The sequence below is a fragment of the Bacillus sp. FSL K6-2819 genome (genome assembly GCF_038008305.1).
GTDB lineage: Bacteria > Bacillota > Bacilli > Bacillales > Bacillaceae > Bacillus > Bacillus amyloliquefaciens.
The window spans coordinates 2,695,389-2,712,337 of the sequence record NZ_JBBOYV010000001.1; the positions used below are offsets into that span (position 1 = coordinate 2,695,389).

General features: G+C 46.7%; 13 protein-coding genes. 1 reads left to right on the forward strand and 12 read right to left on the reverse strand.

The annotated features are described in order from the left end of the window. Nucleotides 1–7: 7 nt before the first annotated feature. A complete protein-coding gene (gene hemA, locus MHH91_RS14080) occupies nucleotides 8–1,375 on the reverse strand; it encodes a glutamyl-tRNA reductase (protein WP_013353076.1) in 1,368 nt (455 codons plus the stop codon). Nucleotides 1,376–1,571: 196 nt separating this feature from the next. Here hemA and MHH91_RS14085 point away from each other — a divergent pair, with 196 nt between their 5' ends. Beyond that, nucleotides 1,572–2,063, forward strand: coding sequence for a hypothetical protein (locus MHH91_RS14085; RefSeq protein ID WP_013353077.1), 492 nt, complete (start codon nucleotides 1,572–1,574; stop codon nucleotides 2,061–2,063). Nucleotides 2,064–2,095: 32 nt separating this feature from the next. Here the strand turns inward: MHH91_RS14085 and yihA are convergent, their stop codons facing one another. The 11 genes from yihA to ilvC all read right to left on the reverse strand — a co-directional run bounded on the left by yihA (nucleotide 2,096) and on the right by ilvC (nucleotide 16,931). After that, nucleotides 2,096–2,683 carry a ribosome biogenesis GTP-binding protein YihA/YsxC gene (gene yihA / locus MHH91_RS14090; protein ID WP_013353078.1) on the reverse strand — a complete coding sequence of 196 codons (588 nt, stop codon included), beginning with the start codon at nucleotides 2,681–2,683 and terminating at the stop codon, nucleotides 2,096–2,098. Continuing rightward, complete coding sequence (gene lon, locus MHH91_RS14095) at nucleotides 2,680–5,004, reverse strand: endopeptidase La (RefSeq protein WP_013353079.1); 2,325 nt, start codon at nucleotides 5,002–5,004, stop codon at nucleotides 2,680–2,682. Before lon ends, yihA begins: the two co-directional genes overlap by 4 nt. Before the next feature lie 198 nt (nucleotides 5,005–5,202). Continuing rightward, nucleotides 5,203–6,861, reverse strand: a complete 1,659-nt coding sequence (gene lonB, locus MHH91_RS14100; protein ID WP_013353080.1) for an ATP-dependent protease LonB — start codon at nucleotides 6,859–6,861, stop codon at nucleotides 5,203–5,205. Between the two features lie 150 nt (nucleotides 6,862–7,011). Then, a complete protein-coding gene (clpX, locus tag MHH91_RS14105; RefSeq protein WP_014470784.1) occupies nucleotides 7,012–8,274 on the reverse strand; it encodes an ATP-dependent protease ATP-binding subunit ClpX in 1,263 nt (420 codons plus the stop codon). A gap of 271 nt (nucleotides 8,275–8,545) precedes the next feature. After that, nucleotides 8,546–9,820 carry a trigger factor gene (gene tig / locus MHH91_RS14110; protein WP_014470785.1) on the reverse strand — a complete coding sequence of 425 codons (1,275 nt, stop codon included), beginning with the start codon at nucleotides 9,818–9,820 and terminating at the stop codon, nucleotides 8,546–8,548. 216 nt (nucleotides 9,821–10,036) lie between these two features. Further along, nucleotides 10,037–11,041 (reverse strand): DNA damage checkpoint antagonist DdcA, encoded by a 1,005-nt coding sequence (gene ddcA, locus MHH91_RS14115; protein WP_013353083.1) that lies wholly within the window; start codon nucleotides 11,039–11,041, stop codon nucleotides 10,037–10,039. Between the two features lie 118 nt (nucleotides 11,042–11,159). Next, complete coding sequence (gene leuD, locus MHH91_RS14120) at nucleotides 11,160–11,759, reverse strand: 3-isopropylmalate dehydratase small subunit (protein ID WP_013353084.1); 600 nt, start codon at nucleotides 11,757–11,759, stop codon at nucleotides 11,160–11,162. A gap of 14 nt (nucleotides 11,760–11,773) precedes the next feature. Continuing rightward, nucleotides 11,774–13,192, reverse strand: coding sequence for a 3-isopropylmalate dehydratase large subunit (gene leuC / locus MHH91_RS14125; protein WP_013353085.1), 1,419 nt, complete (start codon nucleotides 13,190–13,192; stop codon nucleotides 11,774–11,776). A gap of 49 nt (nucleotides 13,193–13,241) precedes the next feature. Beyond that, entirely contained in the window at nucleotides 13,242–14,339 is a 1,098-nt protein-coding gene (leuB, locus tag MHH91_RS14130) for a 3-isopropylmalate dehydrogenase (RefSeq protein ID WP_013353086.1), read from the reverse strand. Between the two features lie 20 nt (nucleotides 14,340–14,359). Then, nucleotides 14,360–15,916 (reverse strand): 2-isopropylmalate synthase, encoded by a 1,557-nt coding sequence (locus tag MHH91_RS14135; RefSeq protein WP_014470787.1) that lies wholly within the window; start codon nucleotides 15,914–15,916, stop codon nucleotides 14,360–14,362. Next, nucleotides 15,903–16,931 carry a ketol-acid reductoisomerase gene (ilvC, locus tag MHH91_RS14140; RefSeq protein WP_007408142.1) on the reverse strand — a complete coding sequence of 343 codons (1,029 nt, stop codon included), beginning with the start codon at nucleotides 16,929–16,931 and terminating at the stop codon, nucleotides 15,903–15,905. Before ilvC ends, MHH91_RS14135 begins: the two co-directional genes overlap by 14 nt. Nucleotides 16,932–16,949 lie beyond the last annotated feature (18 nt).

Genomic DNA, 16,949 nt, shown 5'->3' on the forward strand with positions numbered 1-16,949 from the left:
ACAGCGCTCACTCACTTACAAGCGGACGTAAGCCCGTTTTTGCTTCTGCCTTTTGAAACGAATGAACCGTCTGGCGGTTATCCAGGCTTTTGTCCAGCTGGCGGCCGGCTTCATCCTCAATATCGAAAATCTGCATAAACAGCTTCAGCTTTTCCTCGGAATCCGCTTCAGCCGCAAGCTCTTTCGCTTTCAGAATCGGGTCGCGCAGCATCTGGTTAATGATGCTTTTCGTATGTTTGCTGAGCAGTTTTTTCTCTCTTACCGTCAGATTAGGCAGCTTGCGCTCAATGCTCTGCATCGTATCGGACTGGATGGACAGCGCCTTTTCACGCAGCGCCGAAATGACCGGCACGACGCCGAGCGTATTAAGCCACTGCTTAAATTCAACAATTGCCGCTTCAATGAACAGCTCGACTTTTTCAGCGGTTTCACGGCGTTCTTTTAAGTTGGCTTCAACGATTCCTTCAAGGTCATCAATATCGTACAGGAAAACACCTTCAAGATCGTTCAGCGCAGGATCAAGGTCTCTCGGCACAGCGATGTCCACCATAAATAACGGGCGGCCCTTCCGCTGTCTGCCCGCTCTCTCCATCATATCTTTAGACACGACAAAATCACTCGCGCCTGTCGAGCTGATTAAAATATCAGCTTCAGCAAGTGCATGTTCAAGCTGGTTTAAGCTGCGAGCTTCTCCGGAGAAACGGTCAGCAAGCTCTTTTGCCTTCAAAAACGTTCTGTTGATGACCGTTACTTTGCCGATGCCCTGTCCGTGCAGGTTTTCTGCGGCGAGCTCGCCCATTTTCCCCGCACCGAGAATCAAAATGTGCTTATTTGACAGAGAGCCGAAGATTTTTTTCGCGAGTTCAACGGCCGCGTAACTGACGGAAACGGCATTGGCGCCGATATCGGTTTCAGCATGCGTGCGTTTGCCGACAGTCACCGCCTGTTTAAAGAGCTCATTGAAAATGGTGCCGATTGTCTTTTCTGTCTGCGCCGTTTTAAAGCTCGAACGGACCTGGCCGAGTATTTGTGTTTCTCCGATGACCATGGAATCCAAACCGCACGCCACACGGAATAAATGCTCGATCGCCGCATCGCTCTCATAAAATTTCAGAAACGGAGACAGCTCTTCTTTCGGCAGCGAGAACCATTCGGATAAAAATGTCTTTATATAATAACGGCCGGTATGAAGCTGGTCGACCACCGCATATATTTCAGTTCGGTTGCAGGTTGACACGATAATGTTTTCAAGAACACTTTTTTCTTCTTTTAAACGGAGCATCGCTTCTGCAAGCTCATCCGGCTGAAAACTTATTTTTTCACGTATTTCAATGGGGGCGGATTTATAATCTACTCCCACTACAAGAATATGCATAGCCGTTCATGCACCCCCGTACATCGCAATTTATTTATAATCATTCTAACATAGAATTTATTATTTATAATAATTATAACATAGTTTCTTCGTGAAAATGTGAACAGATTTCAAAAATGTTATGCTATAGTATAAAAAGCTTCGTTTCCTCTGTAATCATCATACTAAAAATCCTTTACTGCGGGTAGGTGACAGGATGAAAAAAACATCAATTTTATTACCAGGACTTCTGCTTGCCGCTTCATTATTCGCATGGCTTCAGAGCGGACAGGTCCGCCTCTTTGCGAATCAGGGAGAATGGCCGGTGCTCCTTATGCTTTTGGGTGCCGTGTTCTTGTATCAGGGCAAAAAGGAAGCGGCTGGGCCTCACGTCCTTATCGGTATGCTTCTGTTCGGAATAGGTTTACACTTTTTCGCCAAACCAGAGCTCTCTTGGTGGCCGGGAGATTTCGAAATGCTGCTCTTCGTACTCGGTTTCTCCTTATTTGCGGCCGCCAGAAAAGAATATGTATACGAAGCGGTTGCCATGATTGGTTTTTCCCTCTTTTTATACTTCTTTAAACAAATTACGGCGTGGATGGAATCCGTGAATATTCCGACGGAGCATTTCAAAACATACTGGCCGTATGTTTTCGTCGGAATCAGCCTTTTCTTATTGTTTATCAAGCGGAACAAAACTATACGATAAAACCCAAAACGCACTGCGTTTTGGGTTTTTCATTACCTGCTGATCATTTTTTTAATGGCTCCCCATGCTTCATCTTTTCCTTTTTTTGTTTCAGAGGAGAATAAAATCAGCTCATCTTCAGGGTCCATATCAAGCGTCTGTTTGACAACCTTTAAGTGCTTGTCCCATTTTCCTTTTGGAATCTTATCCGCTTTTGTCGCAATGACGATAACGGGAATGCCGTAATATTTCAAGAATTCATACATGTTCACGTCATCAGCAGACGGCGCGTGTCTGAGGTCGACAATCTGCACGCAGGCTTTCAGCTCTTCACGGGTCGTCATATAGGTTTCAATCATTCTCCCCCATGCTTCCCGCTCGCTTTTTGAAACTTTCGCAAACCCGTACCCGGGAACGTCGACAAAATGCAATTCATCATTGATGATGTAAAAGTTTAAGGTCTGTGTTTTCCCCGGTTTTGATGACGTTCTGGCCAGGTTTTTCCGATTGATTAATGAATTGATAAAAGATGACTTTCCTACATTTGATCTTCCCGCCAGCGCGATTTCCGGAAGTCCCCCATCAGGGTACTGTTCCGGTTTAACCGCGCTGATCACGATTTCTGACTTTGTAACTTTCATTTCTTCTCTCCTACTAAGGCATGTTCCAAAACGTCATCCAGATGTGACACGAATATAAATTTCAGTCCTTCTCTGACGCTTTCAGGAATATCCTCTATATCTTTTTCGTTATCTTTAGGCGCAATAATCGTGGTCAGGCCCGCTCTGTGGGCACCGAGCGCCTTTTCTTTCAGTCCGCCGATCGGAAGCACGCGGCCCCGCAGCGTGATTTCTCCCGTCATACCGACTTCGCGTTTTACCGGACGATCCGTTAACGCTGAAACGAGCGCCGTGGCCATCGTAATTCCCGCAGAAGGGCCGTCTTTCGGCACCGCTCCTTCAGGGACATGAATATGAATGTCATGGTTCTCATGGAATGTCGGATCGATTCCGAGCTGTTCCGCTTTTGAGCGGACATAACTGAAAGCTGCCTGGGCGGATTCCCGCATGACATCTCCCAGCTTCCCGGTCAGAATCAGCTTTCCTTTTCCCGGTGACAATGACACCTCGATTGAAAGCGTGTCTCCGCCGACTGTCGTATACGCAAGCCCCGTGACGACCCCGATTTGATCTTCGGTTTCCGCTTGTCCGTATCTGAATATCCGTTTTCCAAGGTAGTCTGCCAAATTTTTCTCTGTAACGGTAATGCGTTTTCTTTCCTCAGAAACGATGGCTTTTGCAGCTTTTCGGCAAATGGCGGCAACCTGGCGTTCAAGCGTTCTCACACCGGCTTCCCTTGTATAATAGCGGATGATGTCGGTAATCGCCTGATCCCGAATCTGCAGGTTGCTCTTTGTGAGCCCGTGCTCTTTGATCTGTTTCGGAAGCAGGTGGTCTTTTACGATCTCCAGCTTTTCGTTTTCAGTATAGCCTGACAGGCTGATAATCTCCATTCTGTCTCTGAGAGGGCCCGGTATTGAAGCAAGGTTATTCGCAGTCGCGATAAAAAGCACTTTCGATAAATCGAACGTCTCTTCAATATAATGGTCGCTGAATGTGCTGTTTTGTTCCGGATCCAGCACCTCAAGCATCGCCGAAGACGGGTCGCCTCTGAAATCAGACGACATTTTATCAATCTCATCAAGGAGAAAGACCGGATTTTGTTTGCCGGCTTTTTTCATCCCCTGTATAATACGGCCCGGCATCGCTCCGACGTATGTACGCCGATGCCCGCGGATTTCAGATTCATCCCGCACACCGCCCAGTGAAATTCTCACAAAACGGCGCCCCATGCTCGTACTGATTGATTTTGCAAGAGATGTTTTTCCGACTCCCGGAGGTCCGGCCAGACAAAGAATCGGCCCTTTCAGCGTTTTCGTCAGCTGTTTCACAGCCAAATACTCCAGAATCCGTTCTTTCACTTTCTCTAAACCGTGATGCTCTTTGTCTAAGATTTCCCCGGCTTTTTTAATATCCAGTTTATCTTCTGTTTCGTCCGACCACGGCAGAGCGATAAGCCAGTCAATATAGTTGCGGATAACAGAGCTTTCCGCTGAGCTTGACGGCACTTTTTCGTAACGGCTTAATTCCTTAAGCGCCGTTTCTTTGACACGCTCAGGCATGCCGGCTTCTTCTATCTTCTCCGTGAGCGACTGAACTTCACCGGTTTTCCCTTCTTTGTCGCCAAGCTCCTTCTGAATGGCTTTCATCTGTTCACGCAAGTAGTATTCCTTTTGAGTGCGTTCCATCGAACGCTTGACGCGCTGTCCGATTTTTTTCTCAATTTCCAGCACTTCTTTTTCATTATGAATAGAACGGATGACCTTATTCAGGCGTTCTTTAATATCAGCCGTTTCTAAAATATCCTGCTTGTCCTTTAATTTCAGCGGGAGATGAGAAGCGACGATATCCGCCATTCTGCCGGGCTCTTCAATATCAGTCACGGCTGCATACGTTTCTGCGGAGATTTTTTTAGAAATTTTTATGTACTGGTCAAAATGGTCCAGCAGCGTCCGCATAAGCGCTTCATCTTCCACGTCTTTCGAATCGTCCTCATGCATCAGCTGTATATCGACCGAAGTATAATCTTCGAGCTCGGTGTATTCAAGGATCTGCGCCCGCTGAATTCCTTCTACAAGCACTCTGATCGTACCGTTGGGAAGCTTCAGCATCTGTTTAATTTTTGTATAAGTGCCGACGGTGAAAATGTCCTCTTCACCCGGTTCGTCTATCGAAATATCCTGCTGAGTGGCTAAAAAAATCATATGATCATGCATCATTGCCTGTTCAAGAGCCTGAACCGACTTGTCCCGGCCTACATCTAAATGTAAAACCATCGTCGGGTATACCAATAAACCTCTTAAAGGGAGGAGCGGGATGCTGCGTTTTGTATCTTCTGCCATGTGACTGACACCTCCGTGACTTTAGTATGAACCATTATAATACAACTTTTTCATCGTTGTACAATTCCGGGATCGGGCAATCATCGGCTTACCGCCTGCCCTGTATATAAAACAGTCTCTTCGTAGTATACCCTTTCTTTCTGTTCTGAAAAAGGAAAAGATGTCCTCCATAAAAAAACCCCATTATAAAAATGGGGTTTATACGGATTCCTTATTCATTTGGATATCAAACGGTTTCTGTTCTGAAGGCGGGTCTACCAATATGACGTCAAGCACTTCCTGAAACGTTTTTACCGCTTTAATGGTGATTCCATCTATTCGTTTCAGAATGGACTGCTGATTTTCATAAGGGATAATGACCGTTTTTGCTCCGGCCTGCTTTGCGGCTTTGATTTTCGGGATAACGCCGCCGATGGGTTTGACAAGCCCTGTCAGGCTGATCTCTCCCGTCATCGCCACCGTATGGTCGATAGGGATGCGGTGAATCGCGGAAAAAATCCCCGCAGCCATCGCGATACCCGCAGAAGGTCCGTCAATCGGACCTCCGCCCGGAAAATTGACATGAATGTCATAGTCTGAAGGTTTGATGCCCATTGTGCGAAGAACCGTCAGAACATTCTCCACTGACCCCTTCGCCATACTTTTGCGGCGGATCGACTTTGATTGGCTGCCAATGCTCTCTTCCTCTGCGATTCCCGTAATATTCAGGCTGCCTTTGTCCTGCGCAGGCGTGACATTCACTTCGATTTCCAGCAATGCGCCGCTGTTCGGCCCGTAAACGGCAAGCCCGTTCACGATACCGACTTGCGGTTCATCAGCGATTTTCTGCTCATTTTTCGGCGTAAGCTGACTGGAATGAACAACCCACTCTATATCCTCTGTCGTAATTTCTTTCCTGTCCTCGGTCACCGCCATACCGGCGGCAATCTGAATCATATTGACGGCTTCGCGTCCGTTTCTCGTATATGCGGTCAGCACACCAAGAGCCTCATCAGAAATCTCTTTCTGAATTTTGTCGGCCGCTTTTTTCGCAACGGTTTTAAGTTCATCCTTTTCCAGCTCGCGGAAAAACACTTCAAGACAGCGGGACCGGATGGCCGGCGGAATTTCATTCGGCATTCTCGTTGTCGCTCCGATCAGTCGGAAATCCGCGGGAAGCCCGTTTTGAAAAATATCATGAATATGATTCGGTATCTGCGTATTTTCCTCACTGTAATACGCACTGTCTAAAAATACTTTCCGATCTTCAAGCACCTTCAGCATTTTATTCATCTGAATCGGGTGAAGCTCGCCGATTTCATCAATAAACAATACACCGCCGTGCGCATGGGTCACAGCCCCCTGCTTCGGCTGCGGAATGCCCGCCTGACCCATTGCCCCCGCTCCCTGATAAATCGGATCATGCACTGAACCGATAAGCGGATCGGCAATACCCCGTTCATCAAATCGTGCGGTCGTCGCATCAAGCTCAACAAAAACGGCCTGCTTCTGAAATGGTGACTGTTTATGTTTTTTCGCTTCTTCCAATACGAGACGCGCCGCAGCCGTTTTACCGACTCCCGGAGGCCCGTAAATTATGACATGCTGCGGGTTCGGACCGCAAAGCGCTGCTTTTAATGCTTTAATCCCATCCTCCTGGCCGACAATATCCTGAAAGCTTTTCGGCCGCACCTTCTCTGATAAAGGTTCTGATAAACTGATGGCGCGCATTTTGCGAAGCTGTTCCATTTCCTTTTTTGATTCTTTATCTATCGTCACTTTTTGTGTACGCTGGTTTTTGAGCAGATTCCAAAAATATAATCCGATGACTATCCCGAAAAACAGCTGTACAAATAATGCGATCCCTGTCCAACTCATGCTGGTCCCTCCTGAAAAAACGATTTATGTATCCAATTCATTCCTCTGTCCGCTAGTATCTCCCAGCAAAGCCCGGAATAAACATTTTTCAGAAGGGTCGGGACAAGAAAAAAACCTCCTGATCAATCCGAGTCAGGAGGTTTTGTAACGTTACGCTGATGTTTTATCTTGACCGACAACAGTGCCGTCTTTTAATACAAGACGCGGTGCTTCACCGTCTGCCACTGTCGCTCCGGTAATGACACATTTTTCAATGTCATCGCGGGACGGCAGATCAAACATGACGTCAAGCATGATGCCCTCAATGATAGAACGCAGGCCGCGTGCGCCTGTTTTTCGCTCGATCGCTTTTTTCGCAATTTCAGATAATGCCTCGTCTTCAAAATCAAGCTCGACATCATCTAGTTCTAACATTTTCTTGTATTGTTTGACGAGTGCGTTTTTAGGTTTAGTCAGAATTTCAACCAGTGCCGTTTCGTCAAGCTGCTCAAGGCTTGCAATGACAGGAAGACGGCCGATGAATTCAGGAATCAGCCCGAAACGAAGCAAGTCTTCCGGAAGAACTTTAGAAAGCAGTTCTTCTTTTTCCAAGTCTGCCACTTTATTATCAGAGCCGAAGCCGATGACTTTTTGTCCGAGACGGCGTTTAATGATTTGTTCGATGCCGTCAAATGCACCCCCGCAAATGAACAGAATGTTCGTCGTATCGATCTGAATGAATTCCTGATGAGGATGTTTGCGCCCTCCTTGAGGCGGCACGCTTGCAACCGTTCCTTCAAGAATTTTCAGCAGCGCCTGCTGAACGCCTTCGCCTGATACGTCACGTGTGATGGACGGGTTTTCAGATTTACGCGCTACTTTATCGATTTCATCGATATAAATAATGCCTTTTTCCGCTTTTTCCACATCATAGTCTGCTGCCTGAATCAGTTTGAGGAGAATGTTTTCTACGTCCTCACCGACATATCCGGCTTCAGTCAGAGATGTAGCGTCCGCGATCGCAAACGGCACGTTCAGAATACGCGCAAGTGTCTGGGCGAGAAGTGTTTTCCCGCTTCCAGTCGGCCCGATTAATGAAATATTACTTTTAGAAAGCTCGACATCATCCACTTTACTGTTGGAGTTGATGCGTTTGTAATGGTTGTATACCGCAACCGCAAGTGATTTCTTCGCCTGATCCTGTCCGATGACATATTCATTCAGAATCTCACGGATTTCCTGCGGCTTCGGAACGTCTTTAAATTCGACTTCTTCTTCTGTGCCCAGCTCTTCTTCTACGATTTCTGTACAGAGCTCGATGCATTCGTCGCATATATATACACCCGGTCCTGCAACCAGCTTACGAACCTGATCTTGCGTTTTTCCGCAGAACGAGCATTTTAATTGTCCTTTTTCCTCGTTGAATTTAAACATTCTTTCACCCCTTAATCTTGTCTCACTTTTTCTTTTACCTGAAGGGCAAAAGAAAACGGTTCTTGCTACGATCGAGTATGTATTGCATTTTACCATACTTTCCAGTAAGACGGTAACAATGTGTTTCGCGCTTGCACATTCTATATGTATGACAAAAAACAGCCCGGCAATGACTATCTTGCCCCAAGAAAAAGAGTTATATCATAATTGTACAAAACAAGGCACGAATTAATCGCGCCCTGTTTTATTATGTCTATTATTATGAACCATATTAACGGTTTTCTACAAGAAAATCAATTGCTTTTCGAACTTTTAAATCTTCTTTCATCGCGTCAGTTGAACCGATTGCCTGCTTGATGTTTTCAACCGGCATGTTGTAAGCTTCAGCCATTTTAGTCAGCTCAGCTTCAACTTCTTCGTCAGTCACTTCAAGATTTTCAGCTTGAGCGATCGCTTCAAGCGTCAGGTTTGATTTTACGCGTTTTGCAGCATCTTCTGTCATTTGCTCTTTTAACGCGTTTTCATCTTGACCTGAGAATTGAGTGTAAAGCTCAAGGTTCATGCCTTGCATTTGCAGACGCTGTTCGAATTCTTTCAGCATGCGGTCAAGCTCAGTGTCGATCATCGCTTGAGGAACATCAGCTTCAGCGTTTTCAGATGCTTTCAGAACAAGCTCTTCACGCAATTTAGCGTCAGCTTCGTTTTCTTTTGCTTCTTCAAGGCGTTTTTTTGTTTTCTCAGTTAATTCAGCAAGCGTTTCAACTTCTTCGTCAATGTCTTTTGCGAATTCGTCGTTAAGCTCCGGAAGCTCTTTCGCTTTGATTTCATGAATTTTCACTTTGAAAACAGCTGGTTTTCCGGCAAGCTCTTCAGCATGGTACTCTTCAGGGAATGTTACTTCAACATCCTTTTCAGCGCCTGCTTCAAGACCTGTTAACTGCTCTTCGAAGCCCGGGATGAATGAACCTGATCCTACTTCAAGTGAGTAGTTCTCAGCTTTTCCGCCTTCAAATGCTTCTCCGTCAACGAAACCTTCGAAGTCAAGAACGACTGTATCGCCGTTTTCAACAGCGCCTTCTTCTTTCACGACAAGCTCAGCCTGACGCTCCTGAAGCGCTTTAAGTTCGTTTTGTACGTCTTCGTCAGTAACGGACACGTCATCTTTTTCGATACCTAAGCCTTTGTAGTCACCGAGTTTCACTTCCGGTTTTACAGTCACTTTTGCAGTGAAAATTAAGCTTTCGCCTTTTTCGATTTTTTCAACATCGATTTCAGGGCGGTCTACAGGCTCAATGCCGGCTTCTTCAACCGCTTTAGGGTATTCTACAGGAAGTAAAATATCTAAAGCATCCTGGTAAAGAGCTTCAACGCCGAAACGCTGTTCGAATAAACCGCGGGGAACTTTCCCTTTGCGGAATCCAGGAATAGAAACCTGTTTTACTACTTTTTTAAATGCATCATCAAGAGCTGTTTTAAACGTTTCCGCATCAACTTCAACCGTTAATACGCCTTCGTTGCCTTCTTGTTTTTCCCATTTTACAGACATGTGTTTCCCTCCAAAAATCTATTCAGGTTGTGTCGGTCTTCCATTCTAAAGCAATCCGCGGCTTTGTCAAAGAAAAAACCGCTTTGAATCAGAATCATTATGTAATGAACTGGCAGCCTGTCCAACCGTAATTCTCATTTCAGTTAAACCGCTATACATAAATACAACCACTATATTATAACATAACGCCTAGCGCTTTCAACTATATGGCGTGATTTACAAATAAGAAATTTCTTCAATATCCTTAATCATCGTGCAGGCTTCTTCGAGTTCACGGCTGTCAAACTCGTACATCATATGAAGTTCCTCCGGCTCAATGTCAATGCCGTGCATCTCGTAACCGACCTTATGAAGCGCCGCGGCCCATAAATCTGCGTTCAAAAACTTCGGCATAAAAGGGTGCAATACGGTCAGATGCCTTCTCCACAGCTCCTCAACGGCGGCGTATAATGTAGGATTTTCATTGCCGAGCGTTTCATCAAGCACCCGGAGAACACGATGCAAAATCGGGGCCGCATCAGGCTGAATCGTTTCACTCGGGATCGCGGTCATTGAATCACCGAATTTTGTAATATGGACCGGTTTGCTGTAGTCGTGCTCCGACATAAGCGTCAAAATCATCGTTTTGATCAGCGGATGCGCGCCCGGATCTTGAAGAATCGTTTTTAAAAGGCCCGTGTATTTCGCAATATTGCGGTCTTTGAGAGAATGAATCAGATTCATTTGTTCTGCGGGGCTGTTCAGCACTTTTTCCGCATCAAGAACGTCTTCATATTCCTCCTCCCACGCCTCATCCTGCTGATCGGGATCGGTCATTTTGCGGCTGAATTCGAGCAGCCGGTAGAATTGTTCCGCACTTTCTGCTGGCAGCTGGTTTTCCTCCAGTACAGCTTCAATTGTGCTTTTGACTTCTTCATATTGTTTCAGCTGAATTAAAATGGTCATATACACCTGCAGCACGGTAAAATAATGGCCGTACCCTTCATTCAGCATTTTCTCGCAAACTTGTTTTGCTTCTTCCAATTCCCCGAGTTCCAGAAAACAAATCGCCATGCCTAAATGTACGTCGGACTCGGTATCACCGTGGCTTACCGCTTCTGAAAACAGTTCGAGGGCCTCCTGATACTGTTTATCCTTCATGGCGGCCATCCCTTTATCAACCAAGCGTTCTTTCAGACGGGGGAAAGGAATGATATCAGCTTTTTTCTTGTCATGCGTCATACTTTATTTCCTTTCAGGCGCTTATTTTGTTCAAGTGTATCAACACGCGTCAGGAAACACAAGAAAGGATGACGCGCACGGCCAAAAAAGCCGCCGGACAGATGCCGGACGGCTTTTTTCAGGCTCGAAGCCAAGAACTTCTTTTCGATTCAAACTGCTGAATGTCGTCCTCCAGCAGAAGCGTTAATGAAATTTCATCATAGCCGTTAATCAGCATTTCCTTCCAGTGAGGATCGACTTCAAACGAAATCTCTCTTCCTTCGCTGTCGTGAATGAGCTGGTTTTCCAAGTCAACCGTCATATTAAGGGACTGATTTTCATATTGACAGGCGAGTTTTTTCCACTGATCATACGGCATACGGATGGGAAGCATACCGTTTTTAAAGCAGTTTTGATGAAAAATATCGGCAAATGACGGGGCGATGATGATTTTGAATCCGTAATCATCCAGCGCCCAAGGAGCGTGCTCACGGGATGATCCGCAGCCGAAATTCTCTCCGGCAATTAATATAGACGCGCCTTCATAGACTTGGCGGTTTAATTCAAACTCAGGATCAGGCTCACCGTTCTCAAGGTATCTCCAATCAAAAAACGCGAATCTGCCGTATCCGGTTCTTTCAATTCTTTTCAGAAACTGCTTCGGAATAATCTGGTCCGTGTCGACGTTGATCCGGTTTAAGACGGCCGCTTTTCCTGTATGCGTTTTTAAAGGTTCCATCTTTCGCGCACTCCTTACACAACTGTTTTTTCTTGATAAAACTTTCTTACATCGACGAAATGCCCGTGAATGGCCGCCATTGCCGCCATGGCAGGACTGACAAGGTGTGTTCTCGCGCCTTTTCCCTGTCTGCCTTCGAAGTTGCGGTTGGATGTGGAGGCGCATCGTTCCCCTTCAGGCACGACATCATTGTTCATACTGAGGCACATGCTGCAGCCTGATTCTCTCCATTCAAAGCCCGCTTCAAGAAACACACGGTGCAGCCCTTCTTTCTCAGCCTGCTGTTTCACGCTTTGAGAGCCCGGCACCACAATCGCTCTGACGCTGTCGGCGACTTTTCGGCCTTTAATCATATCAGCAGCCTGGCGAAGGTCGGTCATCCGCGAATTTGTACAGGAGCCGATAAATACATGTTCGACTTTTATATCTTCAATTTTTTGATTCGGTTCAATCCCCATGTATTCGTACGCGCGGATGGCTTCTTTTTTACCGTCGTCAGAATCAATGCTTTCCGGCGCCGGTATTTGAGCATCTACCGGAAGAACCATGCCGGGGTTGATGCCCCATGTGACCATTGGAGAAATCTCGCTGCCGTCTAACACGATGGAACGATCGTAGACGGCGCCCGGATCGGTTTTTAACGCTTTCCATTCTGCAGCCGCTTTTTCAAACTCTTCGCCTTTTGGCGCGTATTTACGGTTTCTGCAGTATTCGATCGTCGTTTCATCAGGAGCGATCAGTCCCGCGCGCGCTCCCGCTTCTATTGACATATTGCAGACGGTCATGCGTTCGTCCATAGACATGTTTCTGAATACTTCCCCGGTGTATTCAATGACATATCCCGTACCGAATTTCACCCCGTATTTTCCGATAACCGATAAGATGACATCCTTCGCGGTCACTCCTTTTTGGAGCGTTCCGTCAACGCGGATTTCAAGCGTTTTCGGCCGCTGCTGCCATAATGTCTGTGTGGAAAGAACATGTTCCACCTCACTTGTGCCGATACCGAAGGCAAGCGCCCCGAATGCGCCGTGAGTCGATGTATGGCTGTCTCCGCAAACGATCGTTTTCCCCGGAAGTGTCAGACCAAGCTCAGGCCCGACCACGTGAACGATTCCCTGATCCGCGCTGTGAAGATCCGCAAGACGGACGCCGAACTCCTCACAATTTCGTTCAAGCGCGGTTACTTGGCGCTTTGCGACTTCATCTTTTATGTCAAAACGGTTGACAGTCGGGATATTGTGGTCCATCGTCGCGAATGTGTTCTGCGGCCGTCTGACCTTTCTTCCCTTTTGCCTTAATCCTTCAAACGCCTGAGGAGACGTCACCTCATGAATTAAGTGCAGATCAATATAGAGAAGATCGGGTTTTCCTTCACCGCTTTTTACAACATGCCGATCCCAAATCTTTTCGATGATTGTTCGAGGCATCATCTTTGTTTCCTCCCTCTACCTATGAACTAAGACCGCTCTCTTTTAAGCGTCACACTATAGATTTTGTATTCGCGCCGACTAATGCGGCTTTTACTTTTTCAGTAATATCATGCGTTCCGGCATATTGGCCGCCCCGGGCGATATCACGTGTGCGGCTGCCGTCTGCAAGCACCTTTGCGACCGCTTTTTCTATGGCTTGCGCTTCTGTTTCAAGTCCGAAAGATGTTCTCAAGAGCATCGCCGCTGATAAAATCGCCGCAAACGGATTGGCCATCCCTTTACCTGCAATGTCAGGCGCCGATCCATGCACGGGTTCAAACAAGTGAAGACCTGAACTTGATAAACTGGCTGACGGCAGCATGCCGAGCGAGCCTGTCAGCATAGAGGCTTCATCGCTTAAAATATCGCCGAACATATTTTCAGTTACGATGACGTCAAATTGATTCGGAGCGTAAATGAGCTGCATCGCGGCATTATCGACAAGCATATGCTCAAGCGTCACATCAGGAAATTCTTTTGCGATTTCATCTGCTGTTTCACGCCACAGCCTGCTTGAAGAAAGCACATTCGCCTTATCAACTGACGTCACTTTCCCTTTCCTGCCGGCAGCCATCTTAAAGGCTTCTCTGACAACGCGTTCGATTTCTTCTTTCTTATAAAAAAGGGTATCGACCGCTTCTTTTTCTCCCGCTTCATTGACATACTGTCTGCTTGGCTCTCCGAAGTAGAGGCCGCCCGTCAGTTCCCGGACGATCACAAAGTCGACCCCGCTGATATATTCTTTTTTCAACGGAGATGCCTCAGACAGGCTTTCAAATACGGTCACGGGACGCAGATTGGCAAACAGGCCGAGTTTTTTTCTGATGCCGAGCAAGCCTTTTTCCGGCCTGAGCTCAGGAGAATTTTGGTCCCATTTCGGTCCGCCGACTGCACCGAGCAAAATGGCGTCGGATCTTTCACAAAGAGCAACAGTCTCCTCAGGGAGGGGATTTTGATGAGCGTCAATGGCTGCTCCCCCGATCAGCCCGTTTTCAAATTCAAATTCATGTCCGAATTGTTCGGCAACGCTTTTCAGTACATCTGCCGCTGATTCCGCCACTTCCGGCCCGATTCCGTCACCGGGAAGCAAAGCAATGCGTTTTTTCAAATCAAACGTTCTCCTTTCTATTACGAGCCGACCGCAGTCTGTCTCTTTAATCCGTCTATATTGCAATCCAGCACCAATTGCCGGTTCACTGCATTCAGATAAGCTTTTGCAGAAGCTTCCAGAACATCATGCGCGATTCCCCGCCCTGATGATTCTTTTCCGTTCACGGTGACTCTGACATAAACTTGAGCCAGCGCGTCTTCGCCTTTCCGGTTGGACTGGATGCGGTAATCCAACAGTTCAATATTTTTATCGATGCAGCGCCCGAGCGTGTTATAAACGGCTTCTACGCTGCCCGCTCCTGTTGCCGCCTCTTGAATTAGCTGTTCGTTTTCCTGATTTCGCAAAGAGACTGTTGCAGTCGGCACCTGAGACGTCCCGTAATGCACTTGCAGAGACAAAAATTCATAGCCGATTTTTTTGTCCGTCACTTTTTCTTCTAAAATAAGAGAAATCAGGTCATCATCGGTGATTTCTTTCTTCTTTTCAGTCAGTTCTTTAAACATCGTAAAAAATTTATTGATTTCATCACTGTCAAACTGGAATCCAAGCGCATTCAGGCGGTCTTTGAACGCGTGGCGTCCGGAATGCTTTCCGAGCACGAGCGCCTCAGCAGTCACACCTACAAGTTCCGGTGAAATGATTTCATATGTTGATTTCTCTTTCAGGAAACCGTCTTGGTGAATACCTGACTCATGTGCGAAAGCATTATCTCCGACGATCGCTTTATTGCGGGGAACGGCCATTCCCGTCAGTTTGCTGACAAGATCACTCGTCCGCTTTAACTCATGAAGGGTGAGAGATGAATCAGCCTGATACGCGTCATTTCTGACATGAAGCGCAACGGCGATTTCCTCAAGCGCGGCGTTACCGGCTCTTTCTCCTATTCCGTTAATGGCGCATTCAATTTGATCAGCCCCGTTTTCAATTGCCGAAAGTGAGTTGGCAACCGCCATTCCGAGGTCATCGTGGCAATGGGCTGAGAGTTTTGCCCGGCTGATATTCGGAACGTGTTCCTTCATATATTTAAAGATATTTCCGTATTCAGCAGGCGTCAGGTAACCTACAGTGTCCGGGAGGTTGATGACGCTCGCGCCGGCATCAATCACTTTTTCTACGATTTCAGACAGAAACGGAAGTTCAGTTCGGCATGCATCTTCCGCTGACCATTGAACGAGCGGAAAGCGTTCTTTTGCATACTTCACCATTTCAACCGCTTTTTCCTTAACCTCTTCCCGCGTCATTTTCAGCTTATGCTTCAGATGAATGTCAGAGGTGGCGATAAAGACGTGAATCCGCGGGCTGACTCCGTCTTTCAGCGCTTCCCAGGCTGCATCGATGTCACCTTTGACAGAGCGGGCAAGCCCTGTTACCGAACAATTTTTAATCGTTCTTGCGATTTCCTGCACGGCTAAAAAATCACCTCGGGATGAAGCGGGAAATCCCGCTTCAATAATGTCCACCCCGAGTCTCTCAAGCTGCTTGGCTATCGCCAGTTTCTCCCGTGCATTAAGGTTGACTCCGGGAGATTGTTCACCGTCACGAAGAGTCGTGTCGAAGACATTAATTTTGCGCAACGGAGACCACCGCTTCCTTCTTTTTGCCTTGTTTGACAAACGGCATCATTTCACGAAGCTGTCTGCCGACTTTTTCAATCTGATGCTCGTTTTCACTTGCATTGATCGCATTGAAACGAGGACGGTTCACTTGGTTTTCCACGATCCATTCTTTTGCGAATGTACCGTTTTGAATATCAGTTAATACTTGTTTCATAGATTCTTTTACCTTCGCGTCGACTACGCGCGGTCCTGATACAAAATCTCCCCATTGAGCCGTATCGGAGATTGAGTATCTCATGCCTGCCAATCCTTCTTCATACATTAAGTCTACGATCAGCTTCAGTTCATGCAGACACTCAAAATATGCAAGTTCAGGCTGGTATCCGGCTTCTGTCAGCGTTTCAAAACCTGCTTTGACAAGCGCCGTTAAACCTCCGCAGAGAACAGCCTGCTCACCGAACAGATCCGTTTCCGTTTCTTCTTTAAATGTTGTTTCAAGAACCCCCGCACGCGCTCCGCCGATTCCTTTTGCATAAGCAAGCGCCGTGTCTTTCGCTTCGCCTGATACGTCCTGGTAGATGGCAAACAATGCCGGTACGCCTGCGCCTTGTTCATATGTTCTTCTGACAAGGTGTCCCGGCCCTTTTGGAGCGACAAGGAATACATCAACATCAGCAGGAGGCACGATCTGATGGAAATGGACGTTAAATCCGTGTGCGAATACCAATGATTTGCCCGCTGTCAATTCATCTTTGATTTCAGCTTCATATACTTTTTGCTGCTGTTCATCCGGAAGCAGAACCATAATGATATCAGCCTGGGCAGCCGCTTCTCTTACAGAAAATACTTGATGACCGTCTTCTTGGGCCTGTGTAAATGATTTGCCTTGTCTGACGCCGACAATAACATCAATTCCGCTTTCTTTTAAGTTCAGCGCATGTGCATGACCTTGTGAACCGTAACCGATAATCGCTACTTTTTTACCTGCCAATACGTTCTCTTTGATATCACCGTTATAATATACTTTTACCATTTTAATCTCTCCCTTTTT